This is a genomic window from Psychroserpens jangbogonensis, assembly GCF_000797465.1.
GTDB classification, from domain to species: Bacteria; Bacteroidota; Bacteroidia; order Flavobacteriales; family Flavobacteriaceae; genus Psychroserpens; species Psychroserpens jangbogonensis.
Window position 1 is genome coordinate 738,174 of sequence record NZ_JSWG01000009.1, and the last position, 23,061, is coordinate 761,234.

The 23,061-nt window shown below is 33.7% G+C and carries 18 protein-coding genes; 10 read left to right on the plus strand and 8 right to left on the minus strand.

Annotated features, from left to right (window positions below):
• Positions 1–4: 4 nt before the first annotated feature.
• The 9 genes from RH81_RS10305 to RH81_RS10345 all read left to right on the plus strand — a co-directional run bounded on the left by RH81_RS10305 (position 5) and on the right by RH81_RS10345 (position 12,276).
• Positions 5–2,143, plus strand: coding sequence for a bi-domain-containing oxidoreductase (locus RH81_RS10305; RefSeq protein ID WP_033960109.1), 2,139 nt, complete (start codon positions 5–7; stop codon positions 2,141–2,143).
• Positions 2,118–3,341, plus strand: coding sequence for a delta-aminolevulinic acid dehydratase (locus tag RH81_RS10310; RefSeq protein WP_206539387.1), 1,224 nt, complete (start codon positions 2,118–2,120; stop codon positions 3,339–3,341). The genes RH81_RS10305 and RH81_RS10310 overlap by 26 nt, the downstream gene beginning before the upstream one ends.
• Complete coding sequence (locus tag RH81_RS10315; protein ID WP_033960110.1) at positions 3,331–4,029, plus strand: WecB/TagA/CpsF family glycosyltransferase; 699 nt, start codon at positions 3,331–3,333, stop codon at positions 4,027–4,029. The genes RH81_RS10310 and RH81_RS10315 overlap by 11 nt, the downstream gene beginning before the upstream one ends.
• A gap of 215 nt (positions 4,030–4,244) precedes the next feature.
• Complete coding sequence (locus RH81_RS10320; protein WP_033960111.1) at positions 4,245–5,690, plus strand: MBOAT family O-acyltransferase; 1,446 nt, start codon at positions 4,245–4,247, stop codon at positions 5,688–5,690.
• 3 nt (positions 5,691–5,693) lie between these two features.
• The gene (locus tag RH81_RS10325; RefSeq protein ID WP_033960112.1) at positions 5,694–6,587 is read left to right on the plus strand and encodes a hypothetical protein; all 894 of its coding nucleotides are present in this window, start codon (positions 5,694–5,696) and stop codon (positions 6,585–6,587) included.
• Positions 6,588–6,745: 158 nt separating this feature from the next.
• Complete coding sequence (gene wecB, locus RH81_RS10330; RefSeq protein WP_033960114.1) at positions 6,746–7,846, plus strand: non-hydrolyzing UDP-N-acetylglucosamine 2-epimerase; 1,101 nt, start codon at positions 6,746–6,748, stop codon at positions 7,844–7,846.
• 123 nt (positions 7,847–7,969) lie between these two features.
• Positions 7,970–9,088: an MraY family glycosyltransferase gene (locus RH81_RS10335; RefSeq protein ID WP_052172511.1), complete on the plus strand. Its 1,119-nt coding sequence runs from the start codon at positions 7,970–7,972 to the stop codon at positions 9,086–9,088.
• An 87-nt stretch (positions 9,089–9,175) separates the two neighbouring features.
• Positions 9,176–9,931 carry a polysaccharide biosynthesis/export family protein gene (locus RH81_RS10340; protein ID WP_033960116.1) on the plus strand — a complete coding sequence of 252 codons (756 nt, stop codon included), beginning with the start codon at positions 9,176–9,178 and terminating at the stop codon, positions 9,929–9,931.
• A gap of 2 nt (positions 9,932–9,933) precedes the next feature.
• Positions 9,934–12,276 (plus strand): GumC family protein, encoded by a 2,343-nt coding sequence (locus tag RH81_RS10345; protein ID WP_052172512.1) that lies wholly within the window; start codon positions 9,934–9,936, stop codon positions 12,274–12,276.
• On the opposite strand, the gene rpe is transcribed toward RH81_RS10345, so the two are convergent.
• From rpe to rpsO, 5 genes are all read right to left on the minus strand, one after another.
• Positions 12,273–12,935: a ribulose-phosphate 3-epimerase gene (rpe, locus tag RH81_RS10350; protein ID WP_033960118.1), complete on the minus strand. Its 663-nt coding sequence runs from the start codon at positions 12,933–12,935 to the stop codon at positions 12,273–12,275. The genes RH81_RS10345 and rpe overlap by 4 nt on opposite strands.
• Positions 12,936–13,070: 135 nt before the next feature.
• Positions 13,071–13,934, minus strand: a complete 864-nt coding sequence (locus tag RH81_RS10355) for a sigma-70 family RNA polymerase sigma factor (RefSeq protein ID WP_033960119.1) — start codon at positions 13,932–13,934, stop codon at positions 13,071–13,073.
• 90 nt (positions 13,935–14,024) lie between these two features.
• The gene (locus RH81_RS10360; protein WP_033960120.1) at positions 14,025–14,399 is read right to left on the minus strand and encodes a hypothetical protein; all 375 of its coding nucleotides are present in this window, start codon (positions 14,397–14,399) and stop codon (positions 14,025–14,027) included.
• A gap of 167 nt (positions 14,400–14,566) precedes the next feature.
• A complete protein-coding gene (locus tag RH81_RS10365) occupies positions 14,567–16,822 on the minus strand; it encodes a polyribonucleotide nucleotidyltransferase (RefSeq protein WP_033960122.1) in 2,256 nt (751 codons plus the stop codon).
• A 199-nt stretch (positions 16,823–17,021) separates the two neighbouring features.
• Positions 17,022–17,291, minus strand: a complete 270-nt coding sequence (gene rpsO / locus RH81_RS10370) for a 30S ribosomal protein S15 (protein ID WP_033960124.1) — start codon at positions 17,289–17,291, stop codon at positions 17,022–17,024.
• A 183-nt stretch (positions 17,292–17,474) separates the two neighbouring features.
• Here rpsO and RH81_RS10375 point away from each other — a divergent pair, with 183 nt between their 5' ends.
• Complete coding sequence (locus RH81_RS10375) at positions 17,475–18,320, plus strand: hypothetical protein (protein ID WP_052172513.1); 846 nt, start codon at positions 17,475–17,477, stop codon at positions 18,318–18,320.
• Positions 18,321–18,371: 51 nt separating this feature from the next.
• Here RH81_RS10375 and accD read toward each other — a convergent pair whose 3' ends face one another.
• The 3 genes from accD to tamL form a co-directional block, all read right to left on the minus strand.
• A complete protein-coding gene (gene accD / locus RH81_RS10380) occupies positions 18,372–19,232 on the minus strand; it encodes an acetyl-CoA carboxylase, carboxyltransferase subunit beta (RefSeq protein ID WP_033960126.1) in 861 nt (286 codons plus the stop codon).
• A 36-nt stretch (positions 19,233–19,268) separates the two neighbouring features.
• On the minus strand, positions 19,269–20,336 hold the full coding sequence (gene fbaA, locus RH81_RS10385) for a class II fructose-bisphosphate aldolase (RefSeq protein ID WP_033960128.1): 1,068 nt from the start codon (positions 20,334–20,336) through the stop codon (positions 19,269–19,271).
• 119 nt (positions 20,337–20,455) lie between these two features.
• Positions 20,456–22,951 (minus strand): translocation and assembly module lipoprotein TamL, encoded by a 2,496-nt coding sequence (gene tamL, locus RH81_RS10390; protein WP_081988275.1) that lies wholly within the window; start codon positions 22,949–22,951, stop codon positions 20,456–20,458.
• Positions 22,952–23,061: the final 110 nt, after the last annotated feature.

Below are 23,061 nucleotides of genomic sequence, written 5' to 3' on the forward strand. Positions count from 1 at the left end.
CATAATGCAACAACTGACACAAAAACTAGGTTCTGGTGATATGATCATTCAAGACGTGCCTTATCCACAAGCAGGAAAAGGCATGGTTATCGTCAAAAATCACTATTCCATCATAAGTGCTGGTACAGAGGGTTCAACTGTAGTCGCAGCTCGAAAAAGTTTACTTGGAAAGGCAAAAGAGCGTCCGCAACAAGTGAAGCAAGTCATTGATACCTTAAAAAAGCAAGGACCTATTCAAACATACAGAGCTGTTATGAAAAAATTGGATGCCTATTCACCTTTAGGTTATAGTTCTGCTGGAGAAGTTATTGAAGTTGGAGAAGGAGTAACCGAATTTGAATTAGGAGACAAAGTCGCTTGTGCAGGAGCAGGATATGCAAATCACGCTGAAATTGTATCAGTACCAATTAACCTTTGCGTTAAGTTAGATGCCAATACAAATCTCAAAGATGCAGCATATAATACGTTGGGTGCCATTTCGATGCAAGGGGTGCGCCAAGCGGATTTGCGTCTTGGAGAATCTTGCGTCATTATTGGTCTTGGCCTTCTTGGTCAATTAGCAGCTCTCATTTTAAAAGCATCTGGAGTAACTGTTATCGGAATAGATGTTTCTGAAGCAGCTGTTAAACAAGCGGTCGATAATAATGTTGTAGACTTAGGTCTTACGCGAAATGCTGCTGGTGTTGAAGAACAGATTCAGAGTGCAACCAACGGTTATGGTGCAGATGCCGTAATTATTGCAGCGGCAACTGCTAGCCTAGATCCTATAAATTTTGCAGGTGCTATTGCACGTAAAAAAGGAAAAGTGGTTGTTCTAGGTGCTGTTCCTACAGGTTTTGATCGTGATCCATTTTGGTATCGTAAAGAATTAGAACTAAAAATGGCATGCTCTTATGGTCCTGGTCGTTATGATTTAAATTATGAAGAAAAAGGAATCGATTATCCGTTGCCTTATGTGCGTTGGACGGAAAAACGAAACATGGAAGCGTTTCAAAATTTAATTGCTACGAAACGCATTAATATTGATTACCTAACAACGCATGAGTTTGAGTTTGAAAACGCTAAAGAGGCTTTCGACCTTGTAGTATCTAAAGCAGAGCCGTTTACAGGAATCGCTTTGAAATATGACTTAGAAAAAACAGTTTCAAAAGCTAAAATTTCTACTTCCGACAATGATAAATTAGGTAAGATTAACGTATCCTTCATAGGAGCAGGTAGTTATGCGCAAGGAAATCTTTTGCCTAATATTCCTGAAACAAGTGACGTTGGACGCGTTGGTATTTTAACCAATACAGGTACAACGTCTAAACGTGTGGCTGAAAAGTTTAAATTTCAGTTTTGTGCAACTAATGAAGACGATGTTTTAGATGATAAAACAAATACGGTTTTTGTGGCAACGCGTCATGATTCTCATGGGCCTTATGTTATAAAAAGTTTGGAGGCAAATAAAAATGTGTTTGTTGAAAAACCACTATGTCTTTTAGAATCTGAATTAGAATCTATTATTGAGTTACAATCAAAAACCAATAAAGCAGTAATGGTTGGATTTAATAGACGATTTTCACCATTGACGACTAAATTAAAAAAGGCGATCGGAAATAATCCAATGACCATGATCTATAGAATTAATGCTGGTGAAATACCAGGAGATAATTGGATTCAAGATTTAGAAATTGGAGGCGGACGAGTGTTAGGGGAAGTGTGTCATTTTATTGATTATTTAACCTTTCTAAATGGTAGCCTTCCAACAAAAATATCAGCCACAGCGCTTCCAGATGCCAGTCAATTAAACGATACTTTAAATATTTTAGTACAGTTTGAAAATGGATCATCAGGAGTGATTGGTTATTATGCAAACGGATCAAAATCTATGACTAAAGAATACGTTGAGGTCTTTTCAGCGGGAATGTCAGCTACTCTAAATGATTTTAAAGAATTGAAGGTTTACGGAAAAGGAAAACCTAAAAAGGACAAAATCCTCAATCAAAATAAAGGTCAGAAAGAAATGGTAAATGCATTTGTCAATGGCTTACTAACTAACGGAAAAGCACCAATCTCTTTTGAAGATATTGTTGGTGTCACCAAAGCATCATTTAAAGTTTTAGAATCTATAAAGCGTGGCGGACAACAAGTTGATATATAATAAAGTGGACTCAAGTTTTCTAAAACTGAAAGCCTATTGTGAAGCTGAAAACTTTAAAGGTTGGGATCCTTACGATGGTATGAATTCCAAAGTATTCCAAGCATTACCTTTAAAACATTGGGATTTAGCGCGATTAGCTTGGATTCAAGGATTCAAAAGAAGTCCGATAAATTTCAGAAAACTATTATTAGTGCCAAAAGAACACAATGCTAAAGGTGTTGCTTTATTCCTTTTAGGCTACTGTCGACTATATAAATTAGCAGAAAATGGTTGTGAAGACTTCGGAACAAAAGCAGAACTCTTAAAACATATCAAGGATATTACCAAATTGCTACTTGACTTAAGAAGCGAAGGGTATTCTGGATCAGCTTGGGGTTACAATTTCGATTGGCAAGCACGACGTTTATTCCTCTTCAAAAAACACACACCAACTGTTGTAGCAACTTGTTTTTGTGTTGAAGCTTTAATAGAAAGCTATGAAATCTCAAAAGACGAAACGGTTTTAAAGGAAACTTTATCCGCTGCCGATTTTGTGCTTGACGACTTGTCAAGGACACCTTATGGTAAAGGCGTTATATTTTCGTACAGCATTAAAGATGGTAATAATACAGTGATTAATGCGTCTTTGTTAGGTGCCAAGATATTAAGTTATTCTTACAAATACACTAAAAATAAAGAGCATGCAGATATGGCAAAGCAGGCGATTACTGCTGCTTGTGATTTGCAGGAAGACGATGGGTCTTGGATTTACGGATTACTTCCTGTGCAATCATGGAAAGATAGTTTTCATACCGGATTTAACTTAGATGCGATTGAAACCTATCAACAAAATACTGAAGATACTAGCTTTCAGGAATACATACAAAAAGGCGTAGACTATTATTTAGAACATTTCTTTGAAGCAAATGGGATGCCTAAGTATTACCATAATAAAACCTATCCTATTGATATTCATTGTCCTGCGCAAGTTATTGTAACCTTGTCTAAGCTTGAGCTTTTTAAGAAAAATGAAGCTTTGTTGTCAAAAGTATTAGATTGGACTATTGACAATATGCAACATAAAAAAGGCTACTTTTATTACCAATTAAAAAAAGGAATGAGCTCAAAAATATCATATATGAGATGGAGCAATGCTTTTATGTTTAATGCAATGTCACATTTTTTATTGGAAACTAAATCGGTAAATCATGGAAGCTAAGTCATTAAACGGAGTTATGACTTTTGCTCCAAAGTCTAGAGACGAATTGATGCAGTATGCTTTCGATAATCATAAGATTATGGTAGCTGTAAATGCTGAGAAAATTCTCCATGCCACTGACGAAAGTCGAGCGCTGATTAATAGAAATCTTGGATATCCTGACGGAATTGGAGCAGTTTGGGCACTTCAAAAAAAAGGTGCTAAACATGTGGTTAAAATTCCGGGGTGTGAACTTTGGCTCGATGTTGTTGAGACGTATTACAAGACAAAATCTTTTTATTTAGTTGGAGGGAAACAAGAGGTCATTGAAGAGACCGTAAATAAATTGAAATCTGATTTTAAAGGGATTACAATTTGTAATTTTAGAAATGGATATATTAAAACCCAAGAAGAGGAGCAGGTATTAATTGAAGACATTAAAAAACACAAACCAGATGTGGTTTTTGTGGCCATGGGCTCTCCAAAACAAGAAGATTTAATGGAAAAAATTCAGCAATCACATCTAGCGGTTTATCAAGGTTTAGGTGGAAGTTATGACGTCTATACGGGAAATGTAAAAAGAGCTCCAGAATGGTGGGTGAAAAATAATATGGAATGGACTTACAGATTATTAAGCCAGCCCTCGAGAATCAAACGTCAAATACATTTAGTAAGATTTTTTGTAAACTTGCATTTGGATAAGTATTAACCAATGGTGTCCTAAACGTTTTTCGACTAATGCAAGATCACATTATATTTTAGATGTTTTAATAGTTTCTTTTTTGAACGACACAAAAAAGAATGAGTATCATTTTAAATAATGATTAGATTTGATTAAAACATTTATTTATTTTAGAACAGTTGTGAGTCATTTTGATATGACAGACACTGCTAATAATTAACAATAAAGAATAGAAAAAAGGAATGCTTTTTAACTCAATTGACTTTGCTATTTTCTTACCAATAGTTTTTATACTCTATTGGTTTGTTGCGAACAAGAACTTAAAGCTACAAAATTTATTAATTGTTGCAGCCAGTTATTTGTTTTATGGTTGGTGGGACTGGCGTTTCTTATCTTTAATTCTGTTTAGTACCTTAGTTGATTATTTAGTTGGAACTAAACTTAAAACCGAAAACAATCAAAAAAAAAGAATACTTCTGCTATGGATAAGTATTTGCGTAAATTTGGGATTTCTTGGGTTTTTTAAATATTACAACTTTTTTTTAGACAATTTTATTACTGCTTTTTCATTCTTAGGAACTACTATAAAAGCAAATTCTTTAAATATTATCTTACCTGTAGGTATTAGCTTTTATACATTTCAAACCTTAAGTTATACTATTGATGTTTACAAAAGACGATTAGAGCCAACTAAAGATTTTGTTGCATTTTCGGCATTTGTTAGTTTCTTTCCACAATTGGTTGCAGGTCCAATTGAAAGAGCGACGCATTTATTACCTCAATTTTATAAAAAAAGACATTTTGATTATAATAAGGCTGTTGGTGGCATGCGTCAAATACTATGGGGTTTATTTAAAAAAATTGTAATTGCTGATAACTGTGCTGAATTTGCTAACCATATTTTTAATAACTCAACAGACTATTCTGGAAGTACTTTGGTTTTAGGCGCATTGTTTTTTACTTTTCAGATTTATGGTGATTTCTCTGGGTATTCAGATATTGCAATAGGTACGTCGAGACTTTTTGGGTTTGACTTGAAACAAAACTTCGCATTTCCTTATTTTTCTAGAGATATAGCAGAGTTTTGGCGACGATGGCATATTTCACTATCAACTTGGTTTAGAGATTACCTTTATATACCATTAGGTGGAAGTCGAGGTGGGACTTTAATGAAAGTAAGAAATACGTTTATAATTTTTATTGTCAGTGGGTTTTGGCATGGTGCCAATTGGACATTTATTGTCTGGGGAACCTTAAATGCTATTTATTTTTTACCTCTTTTACTTACTAAAAACAATAGAAATAATTTAGATGTAGTCGCCCAAGGCAGAGTATTGCCAACTCTAAAGGAGTTTGGTTTAATGAGTCTAACATTTGCATTAACTGTTTTTGCATGGATATTTTTTAGGGCTGAAAATATCCAACATGCGATACAATACATTTCAGACATTTTTAAAAATCCTAGCTCATTTTTATTAGTTGGTGTATATTGGAAATACAAGACAATTATTATGCTTATCTCAATATTTGTCATAATAGAGTGGATTGGACGAGAAGGCCAATTTGCAATTGCTCATGTGGGTGAGAAATGGAAACCAGTGTATAGATATGCCGCATATTTCGTTATTACTCTTTCAATATTATGGTTTAGTGGAAAAGAACAACAATTTATTTATTTTCAGTTTTAACTTATGAAACGATTTATAACAAGAACAATTTTATTTTTAGTAATTCTTCTTTTTTACTTTGGAGGGAATATGATTATTAATTATTTCATTTATACATCAGAATCTTTGAATATAGATACTACTAGAATATTAATTGCAGGTGACTCTCACACTGCAAAAAGTTTAAATCCTGATTTTTTTGAAAATGCACAAAATATATCTCAATTATCAGAACCATATATTATAACATATTGGAAATTAAAAAAAATATTTAATTCTATTAGGCCTGATACCCTAATTTTAGGGTTCGCGCCTCAAAACATTTCTCAATTCAATGACCATAAATTTAGCCATGAGCGATTGTCTGGTGAAATGTTTAAAAGAATTTATCCAATCGAAAACTTTAAAAACATTGAAAATATCATTCCTATCGACTATTCTGGTTTTTATAAAACATTGTGGAAGCAAACTGCTTTTTATCCAAAGAAAACACATATTAATTACTTAGGACAATATTCTAACACAAAAAGTAGTAATGTTTCAGATTGGCAATCTGCAATTAAACGGCATTATTATTGGAATGATAAAGTACTTGGAGTTTCAAAAGTAAACGTTGGTTATCTAGATTCAATATTAAAAATCTGCCAAGATCGAGAAATACCAGTTGTTCTAACTAGTAGTCCCGTCTACAGCAGATATTTTGAAAATATTGCGCCCTTAATAATGAAAAAGTATAACTCTCTTAAAGAAAAATATGAAAGGCACACTGTGATTTTTGACAAAACTAATGACTTAGCTTATCCTGATTCATTGTTCTTTAATGCGGACCATTTAAATGCAGATGGAGCAAACAGATTTACACTAGAACTAATAAAACATTTGGATAATATAGTGCAAACGAACAAAAAAGGTGTATGACGCATTAAAATAAGTCAAACACATATAAGGAATTAAGTAGTAGATATATAAATATGTTTTAAGATGTGATTTTAAGAATATTCCTACTTATTCTCTGTTAAGCCACCAAAAAAAGTAGAGTAATCAATGATCAATACCCTAACTAAAAAAAGAGACTAATGTATAACATTACAATAATTGCTGGCGCAAGACCAAACTTTATGAAAATTGCGCCAATTATTCACGCCATTCAAAAAGCAAAAAAAGAAGGGTTTCCTCTAGAGTATAGATTGGTTCATACAGGCCAGCACTACGATAAAAACATGTCAGGTAGTTTTTTTGAACAACTAGAAATACCTGAGCCTAATGTGAATCTAGAGTGCAGTGGTGGTTCACAAGCTGAACAAACAGCAAATATCATGATTAGTTTTGAAAAAGAATTATTAGCTAATCCTACAGATTTAGTACTTGTAGTTGGTGATGTAACGTCTACTATGGCTTGTGCTCTAGTCGCTCAAAAGTTACAGACTAAAGTCGCACATGTGGAAGGCGGAATTCGTTCAGATGATTGGACCATGCCTGAGGAAATTAATAGATTGGTAACCGATAGTATCACCAATTACTTTTTTACGACTTCTGAAACTGCAAACGATAATTTGAAAAAGATTGGTGTCGATGAGGATCAGATATTTTTCGTCGGTAATACAATGATTGATACCTTGCTAAAACAACAACCCAAATTTATTCAACCTCAAGTTTGGGACGATTTACAACTTTCAAAGGGTAACTACATCGTCATGACGCTTCATAGACCAGCAAATGTTGATGAAGAGTCTCAGCTTAAGGATATGATTGATGAAATTACGGCCAACACACAAAACTTACCACTAGTGTTTCCTGTGCATCCTAGAACTGCTAAAATATTAGAACGTCTTAATATTAAGCATTCCAGGCTTCACATGGTTGAGCCTTTGAGTTATTTAGAGTTTAATTATTTGGTGGAGCGCGCCAAAGCAGTCATTACAGATTCTGGAGGAATTACCGAGGAGGCTTCTGTAATGCGAGTGCCTTGCTTAACCCTTAGAGATAATACAGAGCGACCAGAGACCATTACTTTAGGTACAAATGAATTGGTTGGTACAGCCCCGGAAAATTTAAAACCGTATTTAGACAAGCTGTTCTTAGGTCTTTGGAAAGAAGGTAATGATATTCCTTTATGGGATGGAAAAACAGCCCTAAGAATTGTCGAATCTTTAAAAGGGCTATTGCCAAAAGGTTAATACGTGCACATATTCGTTAGAATTCTGCATTATAACGAACTTAATATGACTTAGTTTTAAAATTTGTATCTTGCTTAGGCTATTAATTAAAAGTATGATGTCCTTAAACATCATATTCTGCTTATGATTAAAACATTACTTGAAAATTTTAATCCGGAAAACAGTCCGTTAATATGGTTAGTGTGCGCGTTTGTGTTAGCATTTATAATTGCTTATCAAACCTTTCCAACGATTCTTTACGTTGCTAAAGAAAAGCACCTCATGGATGAGCCCGATAGCAGAAGTATGCACTCGAGCAAAACGCCAACCTTAGGCGGTATCGGTATTTTCTTTAGTTTAGTGGTCGTAATGACTATTGTTGGTACCATGTTGAATACCAAAGTGTTACTTTTGGTCATGGGTGGTTTGACTATTCTGTTTTTTCTGGGTCTCAAAGATGATTTAACGGTGTTGTCGGCTCGCAAAAAGTTTACAGGTCAATTACTTGCAGCCTTATTGCTAATTGTCTTTACAGATACGCGTATTGTTGGGTTTTCGAAAATTTTTGACGTTGATATGCTCCCATATTGGGTGTCGATTGGCTTCACGTTGTTTGTGTATATTTTAATAATAAACGCTTACAATCTTATCGATGGTGTTGATGGTCTAGCAGGTTGTGTTGCTTTATTAATAAGTGTGTTTTTTACACTACTGTTTTACAATTCAGGAGCCCTTAGTTTGGCTACAATTTCAGTGGCGCTCATTGGTGCGTTATTAGCATTTTTGAAATTTAATTTCTCTACCAAAAATAAAATATTCATGGGTGATACGGGCTCTATGATTGTTGGGTTCTTACTAGCATTTTTTACCATTAGCTTTATATCACAATCCCAATTAAACATAGATTCTGAATACTATAGGGCATCGCCGGCATTGGCATTTGCCATGTTGTTTTTTCCTTTGATTGATACCTTAAGAATATTTTTTATTAGAATTTTTATCATGAAAAAAAGCCCGTTTGAGGCTGATAAAAATCACATTCATCATAGATTTATACAGTCTGGTTTTTCCCATATTCAGACTACGTTTACAATAGTCTTTTTAAATGTATTGATAGTCATTATCGCTTTTAATATGTTGCATTTAAATTTAAATACGCAAATAGGCTTACTAATTGTATATGGTTCTATTTTGTACGGTATGCCGTTTATAATTACCAAAGCATTAAATAAGATTAAAAAAAAAACTCGTATTAAAGTATAATCTTGTTTTCCCCTAAAATCAAATCCAGCTCTGCTTTGTGGTTACCCTAAATAGATTATATTTGCGTTCTAAATTGATATTATAATTATGAAATTAAAGTATTTCTCAGTACTACTTCTATTTGTGGTTATGTCTTGCGCCTCGAAGAAGGATATTTGGTATTTACAAGATGCAGAAGAAAACAACACCTCTGAAATTAATTTTCAAGATACAAACATTCAACCTAATGATATTTTAAAAATAGATATTGAAACTTTAATTCCAGAAGCTGCCGAGCCCTACAATATAGGTGGAGATTTACAACAAGTTAGTCTGCTAGTTTTTCAATTAGATGGGTATTTAGTATCTAAAGAGGGTATGATTAATTTTCCTGTTTTAGGAGAAATAGTACTTTCTAATCTTACAGTAAATGAAGCAGAATCTGAGATTAAGAGATTACTGGTTGAAGGAGGTCATTTAAATAACCCAACCGTTAGAGTTCGTGTAGTCAACTCAAAAGTAACGGTCTTGGGAGAAGTAAATACGCCTGGAACCTATAATTTTGCAGAAGAGAACATCACCCTTTTACAAGCCATAGGCTATGCGGGTGATTTAACAATTAACGGGAAGCGAGACGATATCATCATGACCAGAGATGCAGAAGGCGTTAGAACTATTACACACATCAATTTGACCAATACAGATTTTATGAGTACAGAGTTTTTCTACATTAAGCCTAATGACACTATTATTGTCAACCAAAATAAGCCTAGTGTTACTAGTTCGGGTTATATTTCTAGTTTGACCACTTTATTGGCAATCGCCTCTATAGTTTTAAGTACCACAATAATATTGTCCCGATAGATATGAATACTCCACAAAATAATGGCTTTACCATTCTAGAAGATGATAAGTCTGACTTAAAGCAGGAATTTAGAAAATACCTAAGATATTGGCCTTGGTTCGTGTTGGCTTTAATTATGACGTTGATAAGTGCCTACATCTATATTAGGTATGCTCCAAGAATATATCAAACGACCGCTAAAATAAAAGTGTTAGATGAGTCTGATGGATTAGCATTACCTACGGCTGCCTTTATTTTTAAACGCTCTAATATTAACTTAGCGAATGAAATTGAAATACTTAATTCATATGTAATTTTAGAAAAAGTAGCCAAAGAATTAAAGCTCAATACATTGTTTTTTGAAGAAGGCACCATACAGACGCTTCAAATTGCAGAGCTGCCTTTTTATTTTAAACAAGGAATTGCCGTAGATAGTATTCCAATGGTAAGGTCTTACATTATTGACGTTAAGAAAGAAAGTTTTGAGATTACACATACAAGAACAAGAGAGGTTTTTGAAATTCCAGATCACAATAGCTTTGAAGTTGTTCATGATTTGCCATTTGAAATACGGATGGATGACGAAGAATCTAAAAAAGAATCGATAGGTAAACGCTATACAGTAATTTTTAAGCCGCTAAAAGCGGCAACCTTAAACTTAAAATCAAGTTTGGCAATAGGACTTGTCGGTGAACAAAGTGATTTGTTAAGTTTATCTATGAAGGGACAGAGTAAATTTCTTTCTGAGCGTATTTTAAATAAGCTTATAGAGGTCTTTGATAATGATGGTATCAAAGATCGACAGTTGGTATCACAACGTACCCTAGATTTTATTGATGACCGTTTTTTTTATCTGGCTACTGAATTAGATTCTATTGAAGTTGGCCGAAAGGAGTTTAAGGAACGCAATAACTTAGTAGATCTTGCTGCAGATGTAACAATGGGTCTTCAGCAGCGTTCTCAATCTGATGAAGAGGTCTTTCAGGTAGAACGTCAGGTTGTGATTGTGGAAATGCTTCAAAAGGCAATGAATAATTATCTAGAAAGTGGATTGTTACCTGCTAATATTGGTTTAGAAAGTGGTAACATAAATACACTAATTGATGAATTTAATGTGGCGGTTCTTGAGCGTGATAAATTAATCAGAAGTGGAGGGGAGAACAATCCAACGGTGAAATTCACACAGTCTTATATCTTTGATTTAAGATCTAACATTACAAAGTCCTTGAGTGCGTATCTTCAGCAAATTAAAGTAACACAAAGCCAGTTAAAAAGCAGGAATCAAAAGTTTGCGGGTAGAGTATCTCAAATACCAGAAAAGGAGAAATTACTGAGAGCCATTGAGCGTCAGCAAATGATTAAAGAAAGTTTATACCTTTATTTGCTGCAAAAAAGAGAAGAAGCAGCGATAAACTTAGCTATTGTAGAACCGTCTATAAAAGTGGTTGACTATGCCTTATCATCTCCGGGTCCCGTAACTCCAAAGCCAAATATAGCCTATGCGGCAGCTATTTTAGCCGGTTTGTTTGTGCCCTTTACAATATTGTATTTAATTTTTATGGTGGATACTAAAATTCACGGGAAAGAGGATATTGTGAAGCTCAATAATAGAATTCCAATCATCGCAGAAATCCCTGATATTAGTAAAAGAGAAAAAGCTATTTTCGTTGATCCAAATGATAGAACCGTATTAGCAGAATCTTTTAGGATTTTAAGTTCCAATGTGAATTACTTACTACCTGTAGAGGCGGATGAAAAAGGTAAAATAATTTATTGCACGTCCACCATAAAGGGTGAAGGTAAAACCTTTATAAGTATCAATTTGTCGTTAGCATTGTCGAGCATGAATAAGCGAGTGTTGCTAATAGGAGCCGATTTGCGTAATCCTCAAATTCATACGCACACGAAATTTGATAAGAACACAGTAGGACTCTCAGATTACTTACATGATGCTAGTGTTGATTGGAAAGATGTCCTTATTCAAGGATTTCAACAACATGAAAATCATGATATTCTGTTGTCTGGAAATATCCCGCCAAATCCAACAAATTTATTGACAAATGGCAGATTTAAAGCCCTTATCGAAGAAGCTAAAGATCTCTATGATTATGTGATTGTAGATACAGCACCTACAGTTCTAGTGACAGATACGATGTTGATTTCTCAGCTTGCGGATGTTACGGTCTATATTTCGAGAGCCAATTATACAGAAAAAAAGATTCTTAGTTTTGCTGAAGAGTTATTTGAATCGGGCAAGATTAAAAATATGGCCTATGTGATTAATGGAGTTGGTGCTAGTAGATCTTACGGTTATGGCTATAATTATGGCTATGGTTATGGTTATGGAGCTAAGGAAACTACTTAACTATTAGCTAAAGTTTTCAAACTTTTAATGGTGTTCTTTTGGTTTTTACTTTTAAAAACGTAACTGCCAGCAACCAGTATGTCTGCACCAGCATCAATAAGTTGCTTTGCATTTTTGTTTGTGACACCACCATCAATCTCAATTTTTGTTGACGCTCCTTTTTTGCTAATTAAGGCTTTTAATTGTTTCACTTTAGAATAGGTGTTTTCAATAAAGCTTTGACCGCCAAATCCTGGGTTTACGCTCATCAAACATACCAAATCAATATCAATAATAACATCTTCTAAAAGTGATATTGGTGTATGTGGATTTAAGGCAACTCCAGCTTGCATGCCTTCCGCTTTAATTGCTTGCAGTGTTCTATGAAGATGAGTACATGCTTCATAATGTACGGTTAGATTATGAGCACCAAGATCAGAAAATGTTTTGATATATCTGTCTGGATCAACAATCATCAAATGGACGTCAACAAGCTTTTTCGCGTGTGAAGTAATCGCTTTTAATACTGGCATTCCAAAAGAAATATTTGGAACAAAAACGCCATCCATGATATCAATGTGGAACCAATCGGCTTCACTTGTATTAACCATTTCGATGTCACGTTGAAGATTAGCAAAATCAGCTGCTAAAATTGATGGAGCAATAAGCTTTGAAGACATAAATTATTTTTTGCAAAAATAGAATAAAAAAACAAACCCACGGTAATCAGCCGTGGGTTCTTTCATCAATCAAAAAACGAACAGTTATTTTGTAACTGTTTGTTACTGTTATTAGGTCGTAAATAGTAGTAATTACTAACCTAAGTATGTTTTTAATATTTTACTTCTAGACGTATGTTTTAATCGTCTAATTGCTTTTTCTTTAATTTGACGTACGCGTTCACGTGTTAAATCAAAGGTTTCTCCTATTTCTTCTAATGTCATTGGATGTTGATTTCCAAGACCGAAATATAAACGAATTACATCAGCTTCACGAGGCGTTAAGGTTTCTAAAGCGCGTTCGATCTCTGTACGTAAAGATTCGTGCAATAAATCTCTATCTGGATTTGGTGATTCATTACTACGTAAAACATCGTAGAGGTTAGAATCTTCACCTTGAACCAATGGAGCATCCATTGAGACATGACGGCCAGAGTTTTTTAGAGACTCTTTAACATCGTTTATAGTCATGTCCAACTCCTTTGCTATTTCTTCAGCACTTGGAGGACGTTCATGACTTTGTTCTAAAAACGCAAATGTTTTATTAATTTTATTTATAGAACCAATTTTGTTTAAAGGTAAGCGAACTATACGAGATTGTTCAGCTAAAGCTTGTAGAATTGATTGACGAATCCACCAAACTGCATAAGAAATGAATTTAAATCCACGTGTTTCATCAAATCGTTGGGCAGCTTTGATTAATCCTAAGTTACCTTCATTAATTAAATCAGGCAATGTTAAACCCTGATTTTGGTATTGTTTAGCAACAGAAACTACGAAACGAAGATTTGCTTTAGTTAATTTTTCAAGAGCCAGTTGATCACCTAATTTGATTCGTTGAGCTAATTCAACTTCTTCATCAGCAGTAATTAAATCAACCTTACCAATTTCTTGTAAGTATTTATCTAAAGATGCGGTTTCTCTATTAGTAACCTGCTTCGTGATTTTTAACTGTCTCATTTATTTCTCTCCTTAAATTTAGGTAAATGTATTATACTATATAGTTATACGTAACAAGTGCAAAAAATGTTACAAGAAAATTAAATTAATTTATAATTTGATTAATGTTTTATTGTTTAAGTTGATGTCAGCTAGCATTTCATTAGTGAATTTGTAATGACCTTTTGTTGTTATCAGTTTAAAGTGGTGTGATTTTAATGCTGTTAGAGCATTTAAAAATAGCCATTTTGATTTTAATAATTTAGGTTTTTCACTTTTAAGACTTATGTCAAAGTAATGTTTTGTTCCATTTTTTTCTGCTACAATATCAGGAGTTACAGTAATGTCACTACCTTTTTTTATAAATGATTTAGGCGTTTCATAACCTTCAGTATCCGCTTTAATATTTTCGAATCCATGTTGCTCAAGATAATCTACTGACTCTTTTAAAATGTCTTTATATTTTTCTTTATCTTCATGTATCATAGCTTGTAATATAAGAAAAACTAATGCAAGTCAAGCTATTATACATAAAGTAATATTATTATGTAGGAAAAAGGAGTATTAAATGATTCACGAAAATATTTAAATTATTTGGACAAAAAAAGAGCCACTTTTTTAAAAGCGGCTCTTTTTAATATGATTAAAAGAAATTAATCTTCTTTTTTATCTTCTCTTGGTTTACGATCATCACGACGGTTATCACGTCCGCGATTATCTCTACTACCTCTGCTATCACGTCCACCAGAACGTTTATCATCTCTTGGTGGTCTTGCTACATAACCTTCAGGTTTTGGTAGGATAGCTTTACGAGAAACTTTCTCTTTACGCGTTCTTGGATCTTGACCAAAATACTTCACATCAAATACATCTCCCATGTTTACAACATCAGATACATTTTCTGTACGTTCCCATGCCAATTCAGATACGTGTAATAAAACTTCGTTTCCTGGTGCATCCATATACTCAACAACAGCACCAAAATCTAACATCTTGATTACTTTTACTTCGTATACGCTACCAACAGTAGGCTTAAATAAGATAGCATCTATTTTCGCCATTACAGCATCAATACCTTCTCTTCCTACACCTAATATTTCAACGATACCTTCTTCAGTTACTGGATCCTCGTTAATAACGATAGTCGTCTCAGTTTCTTTTTGCATTTCCTGAATCACTTTTCCACCAGGTCCAATTAAGGCTCCAATAAATTCGTTAGGAACACGTCTTGTTACCATTGTAGGAGCATGATCTTTTACATCTGCATTTGGTGTAGCAATTGTATCTGTCAATTTCTCTAAGATATGTAAACGACCAGCACGAGCTTGTTGAAGCGCGTTAACTAAAATCTCGTATGATAATCCTTTTACTTTAATATCCATTTGACAAGCTGTGATACCATCTGCAGTACCAGTCACTTTGAAATCCATATCTCCTAAGTGATCTTCATCACCTAAAATATCAGACAATACAGCATACTTTCCAGATTCAGCATCAGAAATTAATCCCATTGCAATACCAGAAACTGGTTTTGTCATCTGTACGCCAGCATCCATTAATGCCATTGTTCCGGCACATACTGTAGCCATTGAAGACGAACCGTTAGATTCTAATACTTCAGATACTATACGCACTGTGTAAGGACAGTCGTCAGGAATCATTCCTTTTAAACCACGTTGTGCTAAATTACCATGTCCAACTTCTCTACGAGAGGTTCCACGAATTGGTCTAGCTTCACCTGTACAAAAAGGAGGGAAGTTATAATGTAAATAGAAATTCTCTTCACCTTCGTGAGATGGCATATCTATTTTGTTTGCATCTCTAGATGTTCCTAAAGTAACAGTAGCTAATGCTTGAGTTTCTCCACGTGTAAAGATTGAAGAACCATGTGTAGATGGTAAGTAATCTACTTCACACCAAATTGGTCTAATCTCGTCAGTCTTACGACCATCTAAACGCAAACCTTCATTTAAGGTTAAATCTCTAATCGCAGCTTTTTCTGCTTTTCTGTAATAATCAGATACTAAACCACCGTAATCTTCCATTTCTTCTTCGGAAAACGTTGCTTTAATATCTTCTTTTATTTCTTTAAATGCAGCACTTCTTTCATGTTTAGCAGATCCAGCTTTTGCAATAGCATATACTTTATCATAAGCCATATCATGAATTTTCTTGGCTAAATCGGCTTCTTCTCTATCAGCTTCATATTCACGAACTTCTTTCTTTCCGAATGCTTCAGCTAATCTTAATTGAGCAGCACATTGAACTTTAATAGCTTCATGAGCAAACTTAATAGCATCAGCCATTTCTTCTTCAGAAATCTCATCCATTTCGCCTTCTACCATCATTACTGAATCTGCAGAAGCACCAATCATCATATCTAAATCAGATTCTGCTAATTGCGCACGTGTTGGATTGATTACAAATTCGCCATTTACACGACCAACTCTAGCTTCAGAGATAGCACATTCAAAAGGGAAATCTGATAATTGAATAGCAGCCGAAGCAGCTAATCCAGCCATAGCATCTGGCATAACATCATCGTCATGAGACATTAATTGAATCATCACCTGAGTTTCTGCGGTATAATCTTTTGGGAATAATGGACGTAATACACGATCCACTAGACGCATTGTTAATACTTCACCATCACTAGGTCTTGCTTCTCTTTTGAAGAAACCTCCTGGGTAACGACCTGCAGCAGCAAATTTTTCTCTGTAATCTACAGTTAACGGCAGAAAACCAAGGTCTTTTTGTTCGTAATTGGAAACAACTGTACATAATAACATACATTTCCCTGATTGCACGACAACGCTACCATGCGCTTGTTTTGCTAATTTTCCAGTTTCGATAGAAATTTCTCTACCGTCACCAAGGTCAATGACCTCTCTAAATACTTTTGGAATCATAAATTTTTTAATTCTAGTTCGAGCACTATTGTTGATGCTTGAACAATGTTAAACAATGGTCGTTGTGTTGTTGTGTAGTTGTTGTGTGACCAATGAAAAACTATAATTAGCTTCTTCAATTTTGGTTTTTATACTCGTCCAAAACCGAGTTATTATATATCAAAAAACCACGCTGTTAGGCGTGGTCTTTTTGTTGAGATTATTTTCTTAATCCTAATTCTTTAACTATCGCACGATATCTTAAGACATCTTTCTTAGTTAAGTAATCTAGTAAGCTTCTTCTCTTTCCTACTAACATAACTAATGAGCGTTCTGTGTTATAATCTTTACGATTGCTTTTTAAATGAGCAGTTAAGTGCTCAATTCTCTGTGTGAAAATCGCAATCTGTCCTTCTGCAGAACCAGTGTCTTGTGCGTTTTTACCGTGTTTTTTAAAAAGTTTCTCTTTTTCTGTCTTTGATAAATACATGCTAATATTGTTGTAAATGATTTTTATGTACGTTGAAAGTCGTTCTTTCAAGCGGCAAATATAGTAATTTTTAATGATTTACAAATTTTGAAATCACTGTTTTTTCCATTTTGAACGGAAAGATTAAACCTTTTCTAATTGATTAGGTCTTAACATCATAATTAACTATTAAAAGAAATAATCATGAAAGAAAGACACGTTTTTAAGAAATCAATTTTTATGCTGGTATTTATTGCGTTTGCATTTGTAAGCTGCAGTGATGATGATTCTTCTGAAACAGAAGAACAAAATTTAGATATGACTGAGGTTATGCGCGCTGCGGAAGTAGATGTTGCAAGTGAATCTATTAGTGATATTATTATAGGTTCATACGAATTTCAAGAGAGTAGTGAACTAAACAGAACAACTAGTTCCCAGTCTAATTTACCAGATTGTGTAACTATTACTATTATAGTTGAACAAGGGTTTAGAGAGATTACTTTAGATTTTGGAACTGAAGGCTGTATTGTTAATGGACATTTGTTAAAAGGGCAAATTGTGTTGTCATACACTAGAAATGTAGAAGCACAAGAAATTTTAATCAATTATGCTTTGGTTGATTTCTATTTTGACACAAAACAGATGATAGGAAGCAGAACAATATTAAGGCAATTGTCAAATGACAATGGTAATCCTCAATTTACACATAATTTAGACCTTACTGTAACCTGGCCAAATGGAGCTGAAGCGAGTAGAGAAGGACTCAAAATTAGAGAATGGGTTGAGGGCTTCGGAAGTGGTGTCTTTAGTGATAATGTGTTTGAAGTTATAGGAAACTGGACAACAACTTTTGTGAATGGAAACACACATACTTTTGAGGTGTTAACACCTTTAAGACGAGAAGTTGGTTGTTCTTATTTTGTGAGCGGTAATGTGGATATTCAACGTGCAAATTTTGGAGGCACGTTTGGTTATGGAAATGGAGATTGTGATAATGAAGCTACATTTACTTTTAATGATGGAACTGAGATTCCTATTATATTGAACTAGAAATTAAAGATTAGAGATAAAAAAAAAGCGAGCCATTTGGCTCGCTTTTTTTTATGCAGTTCGTAAAGGTTGATTTTTTATTAAATCAATATATAAATTGATTTTCTTTTTTAAATATTTACGATGTGTTATAAAATCTAAGAAACCATGTTCTAATAAAAACTCAGAGGTCTGGAAACCTTCAGGCAGTTCTTTTCCTGTAGTATCTCTTACGACTCTTGGTCCAGCAAAACCGATTAAAGCACCAGGCTCACTAATGTTTATGTCACCTAGCATTGCGAACGATGCTGTAGTTCCACCAGTAGTTGGATCGGTGCATAAAGATATATAAGGAATGCCAGCGTCTGCTAATTGAGCCAATCTAACTGAAGTTTTTGCCAATTGCATTAAAGATAAAGCAGCTTCCATCATACGTGCACCTCCAGATTTGGAAATGATCATAAATGGTATTTTTTTCTTTAAAGCATATTCGGCAGCTCGTGCAATTTTTTCACCAACAACACTTCCCATAGAACCTCCAATAAATGTAAAATCCATACAAGCAATTACTAAATCTTGTCCATTAGATTTTCCGACAGCTGTACGAACAGCATCTTTAAGATTAGTTTTTTCTTGTGCCGCTTTTAAACGGTCTGGATATTTTTTGGTGTCTTCAAACTTTAGTGGGTCTTTTGAAGTTAAGTCTGGGTCTAATTCTTTGAATTTATTATCATCAAATAAAATTTCGAAATATTCTTTGCTTCCAATCCTTACGTGATATCCATCTTCTGGACTCACATAAAAGTTTTTCTCTAATTCTTTGGTGTCAACAATTTTACCCGTTGGAGATTTGTACCACAACCCTTTAGGTGTGTCTTTTTTCTCTTCGGTAGTTGTTTGTATACCCTTATCTTTTCTTTTAAACCAAGCCATTTAATAAGATTTAGTTAATTAGTTTAGAGTGCAAAGTTATAAAGTATTTACATTATTAAGGTCTTCAAATGCTTTTTTTAGACGGTCAACAAATGCATTCTCACCTTTTCGTAACCAAACTCGTGGATCATAATACTTTTTGTTAGGTACATCACTACCGTCAGGATTTCCAATTTGAGCTTTTAAATACGCTTCTTTTTCTCCCATATAATCACGAATACCGCTCATAAATGCATATTGCATATCTGTGTCAATATTCATTTTTATAACACCATATCCAATAGCTTCTCTTATCTCTTCTACTGTAGAACCAGAACCTCCGTGAAATACGAAATCAATATGATTATTAGGTAAATTATGTTTGCTGGAAAGAAATTCTTGAGAATTCATTAAGATTTTTGGAGTCAGCTTAACGTTTCCAGGTTTGTAAACACCATGAACATTTCCAAAAGCAGCAGCAATTGTAAATTGATCACTTACTTTACTTAATTCTTCATAAGCATAAGCAACTTCTTCAGGTTGTGTATATAATTTAGAATCATCAACATCGGTGTTATCTACACCATCTTCTTCTCCACCAGTTATACCTAGTTCGATTTCTAAAGTCATTCCCATTTTGCTCATTCGCTCAAGGTATGTTTTACATATTTCTATATTTTCTTCAATAGGTTCTTCAGATAAATCAATCATGTGAGAACTATATAAAGATTTTCCTGTTTCTTTGAAATGTAGTTCACTAGCATCTAACAAACCGTCTATCCAAGGCAATAGTTTTTTTGCACAATGATCGGTATGTAAAATCACAGGAACATCATAAGCTTCAGCCATGAGATGTATGTGTTTTGCTCCTGCTATTGAACCTGCAATAGCTGCTTTTTGATCTTCGTTACTTAATCCTTTTCCTGCATTGAATTGTGCACCACCATTTGAAAACTGAATAATAACTGGTGCATTTAATTCTTTTGCAGTTTCTAAAACACCATTAATGGTATTCGATCCTATAACATTAACTGCTGGTAAGGCAAACCCTTTTTCTTTAGCTAGTTTAAAAATCTCTTGAACTTCACGTCCTGTAGCAACTCCACCTTTGATATTATGACTCATTATTGTGATTTTATAAGTTGAAAATTAAGTTATCAAAAATACACAATTTTTAAATAAATTAAGCGCTATTTATCACATAGATGACTAATGTATCTACGCAAACGTTATTGTTGAAAAGATTAAAAAGGATAGTTTATACCTATGTTGTAGACGGCATTTCCGAAATTGTAATCCTTAAACCATCGAGAGCCAGGTGGTCTTGATGGGTCATAAGTTTTTAACCCTGCATCTAGTCTTAAAACGAAGAAACTAAAATCATATCGTAAACCAAATCCAGAACCGACGGCTATATTTTCTAGAGAACTAAGTCCTTCGAAAGTAGCAGCTTTATCTTCGACGTCATCAAGAACATTCCAAATATTTCCTGCATCAACAAAAATGGCACCATTAAAACGACCAACAAGATTAAAACGTTGTTCTATACTTAAAGTGATTTTCATATTTGCTTCATTAAACTCATTTGTAGATAATGAGCTTCCTGGTCCGAGATTATAAGCCGACCAAGCCCTAATGTCGTTTGGTCCACCTGCAAAGAAACTTTCAGCAAAAGGAATGTTATCAGAGTTGCCAAAAGGAATTGCAATTCCGAAATAACTTCTTATCGCTAATACATTTTTCTTACCTAAATCCCAATGTTTAACATAGTCGAATTCGGTTTTTATAAACTGTGAAAAAGGAACGCCAAGTATTTCATATTTACCATTGTCATTTTTACTTAAATTAAGTGGTTTGGCTAAGCTTGTAAATAAGTTTCCAGCGGTTTCAACTCTAAATCTAAAAATTGAAAAATCATTATCAAAAAGATTTTCTCTTCGGTCTTTGACATAGTTGAAGCTCGTAGAAAAAATAAGGTTGTCTTCCGTAAGACGGTCTTTACGTTGTGAAATGTTATTGACATCCTCATAGTTATCATCATCTGGATTTAATGAGGTGTTATCGGCTAAAACATCATCAATAAAAATATCAGCTCCATCAGGTATAGATAAATCATCATTATTGTCTATATAGTCAATGTCTTTAGCAATTTGATTTAGTCGATCATATGAATTTTGATAGACGCCAAAGTAATTATCTATATTTAAGTTTTTTACAAACTGTACATTAAATAAATCAATATTATTAGTCACTTTTTCTGATGGGAACCAATTATAGTTTAAGGCACCTGTTAAAGTTTGTTTGTCTAGCCCAATATTACGTTGACTAGTCGTGCCTGCACTAATTCGTGTACTTGGAGACATGTATTTCGGAATAATTTTGTCTGTATTAAATGGCACAAAAAATCTAGGGATATTGAGTTTTAAGTTCACACCAAATTCATTAATATCAAAAAATTGATCTTTACTGTCTGAGGCGTCTTTTGAAGCTCCAATAGATCCCAAACCAGATATTTCAAAAGTTTCAGCACCTCTAAAAATATTCCTGATAATAAGTCCAGTACTTATAGAAAATCCTACAGTTTGTATATTACTTTGAGTCACATCAAAATCAAAACCTAAATCATATTTCTTTTTGGGTGACAGATATATATTTGCTGTTAATGTGGTGTCTTGTTCATTTTCAATGTATTCAATATTCGGATAGTTAAATGCTTTTAATTCACTCAAATACCTGTAAGTTCTGGTTCTATCAATATCTCTAAATATTTTGCCTTTCGATATAAAAATAGCATCGGTCAAGGCCTTTGGTCTATACTTTAATTTCTCATAACTGTAAAGATTATAATTTTCATATTCAACAGAATCTGTAATGGTCTTCTCTTTGTTCTCAAATCTATAATCGCTATAGATATTGACATCTTTTATTTTATAAATTTTAAATGGAACGCGTGATATAGAATCTTCAGATCTAATAGCTCTGTTTTCTATAATTAACTCTGTGTTCACCTTGTCTCCTGGTAAAATGGTATCAATATCATACCTTATATAGTCTTGTCCAAAATGGTACAAGCCAGAATTTCTAAGCTCTGTAGTTAGTCTATTGCGTTCTTTAGTATAGTTCAATTCGTCAAATTGTTGCCCTTGTTTTAAAAGTGAATTTTTTTTGAATTTTGAACGGTATAACGAGTCGACTATTGGAGTTGCTATATCGATGGTAATAGAATCTAAAAAATATGGGTTACCTCGAACAATATTATAGGTGACAGTTGCTTTTTTAGTGCTATCCTTTTGAATGTCAAAACTTGTGTTAACATTAAACCACCCTTTACTATAAAAATATTTTCTTAGTCCTGCAGCTGTTTTTTCTGCTTTATTCTCATTTAAAATAACAGGAGCTTCACCAGTTTTTTTAATCCAATTATTAAAACCTTTCTTTGAATTAATTAGGGCTTCATATTGTTTTAAAGAGAGTAATTTTTTTTGACCAGTTCTTGGGTTTTCCGGGTTTCGATATTTGTTATTTAAAATGGAATCTATATTAGGTCTAGCTAGATTAAATATATGAAGTCGGAGAGGTACGCCTAATAATTCGCCATTAGGTTTTTGGTAAATAAGATTGCTAACTGTTTCAGTCTTGTCTTTTTTACCATCAATCAATACGGTGTTTTCAGTTAATAAATGTTCATTTTTACCAACATGTTTCATGACATTACATGAGGTTGTAAATGAGACAATCATTAAGAGAAGCGATATGTAATAGAGGCTTTTTTTCAACAAAAATCAATTAGAAAAACGACGTAATTCAAATGTACTGTTTTAATGTTCTATAGCATAACAAAAAATAGACC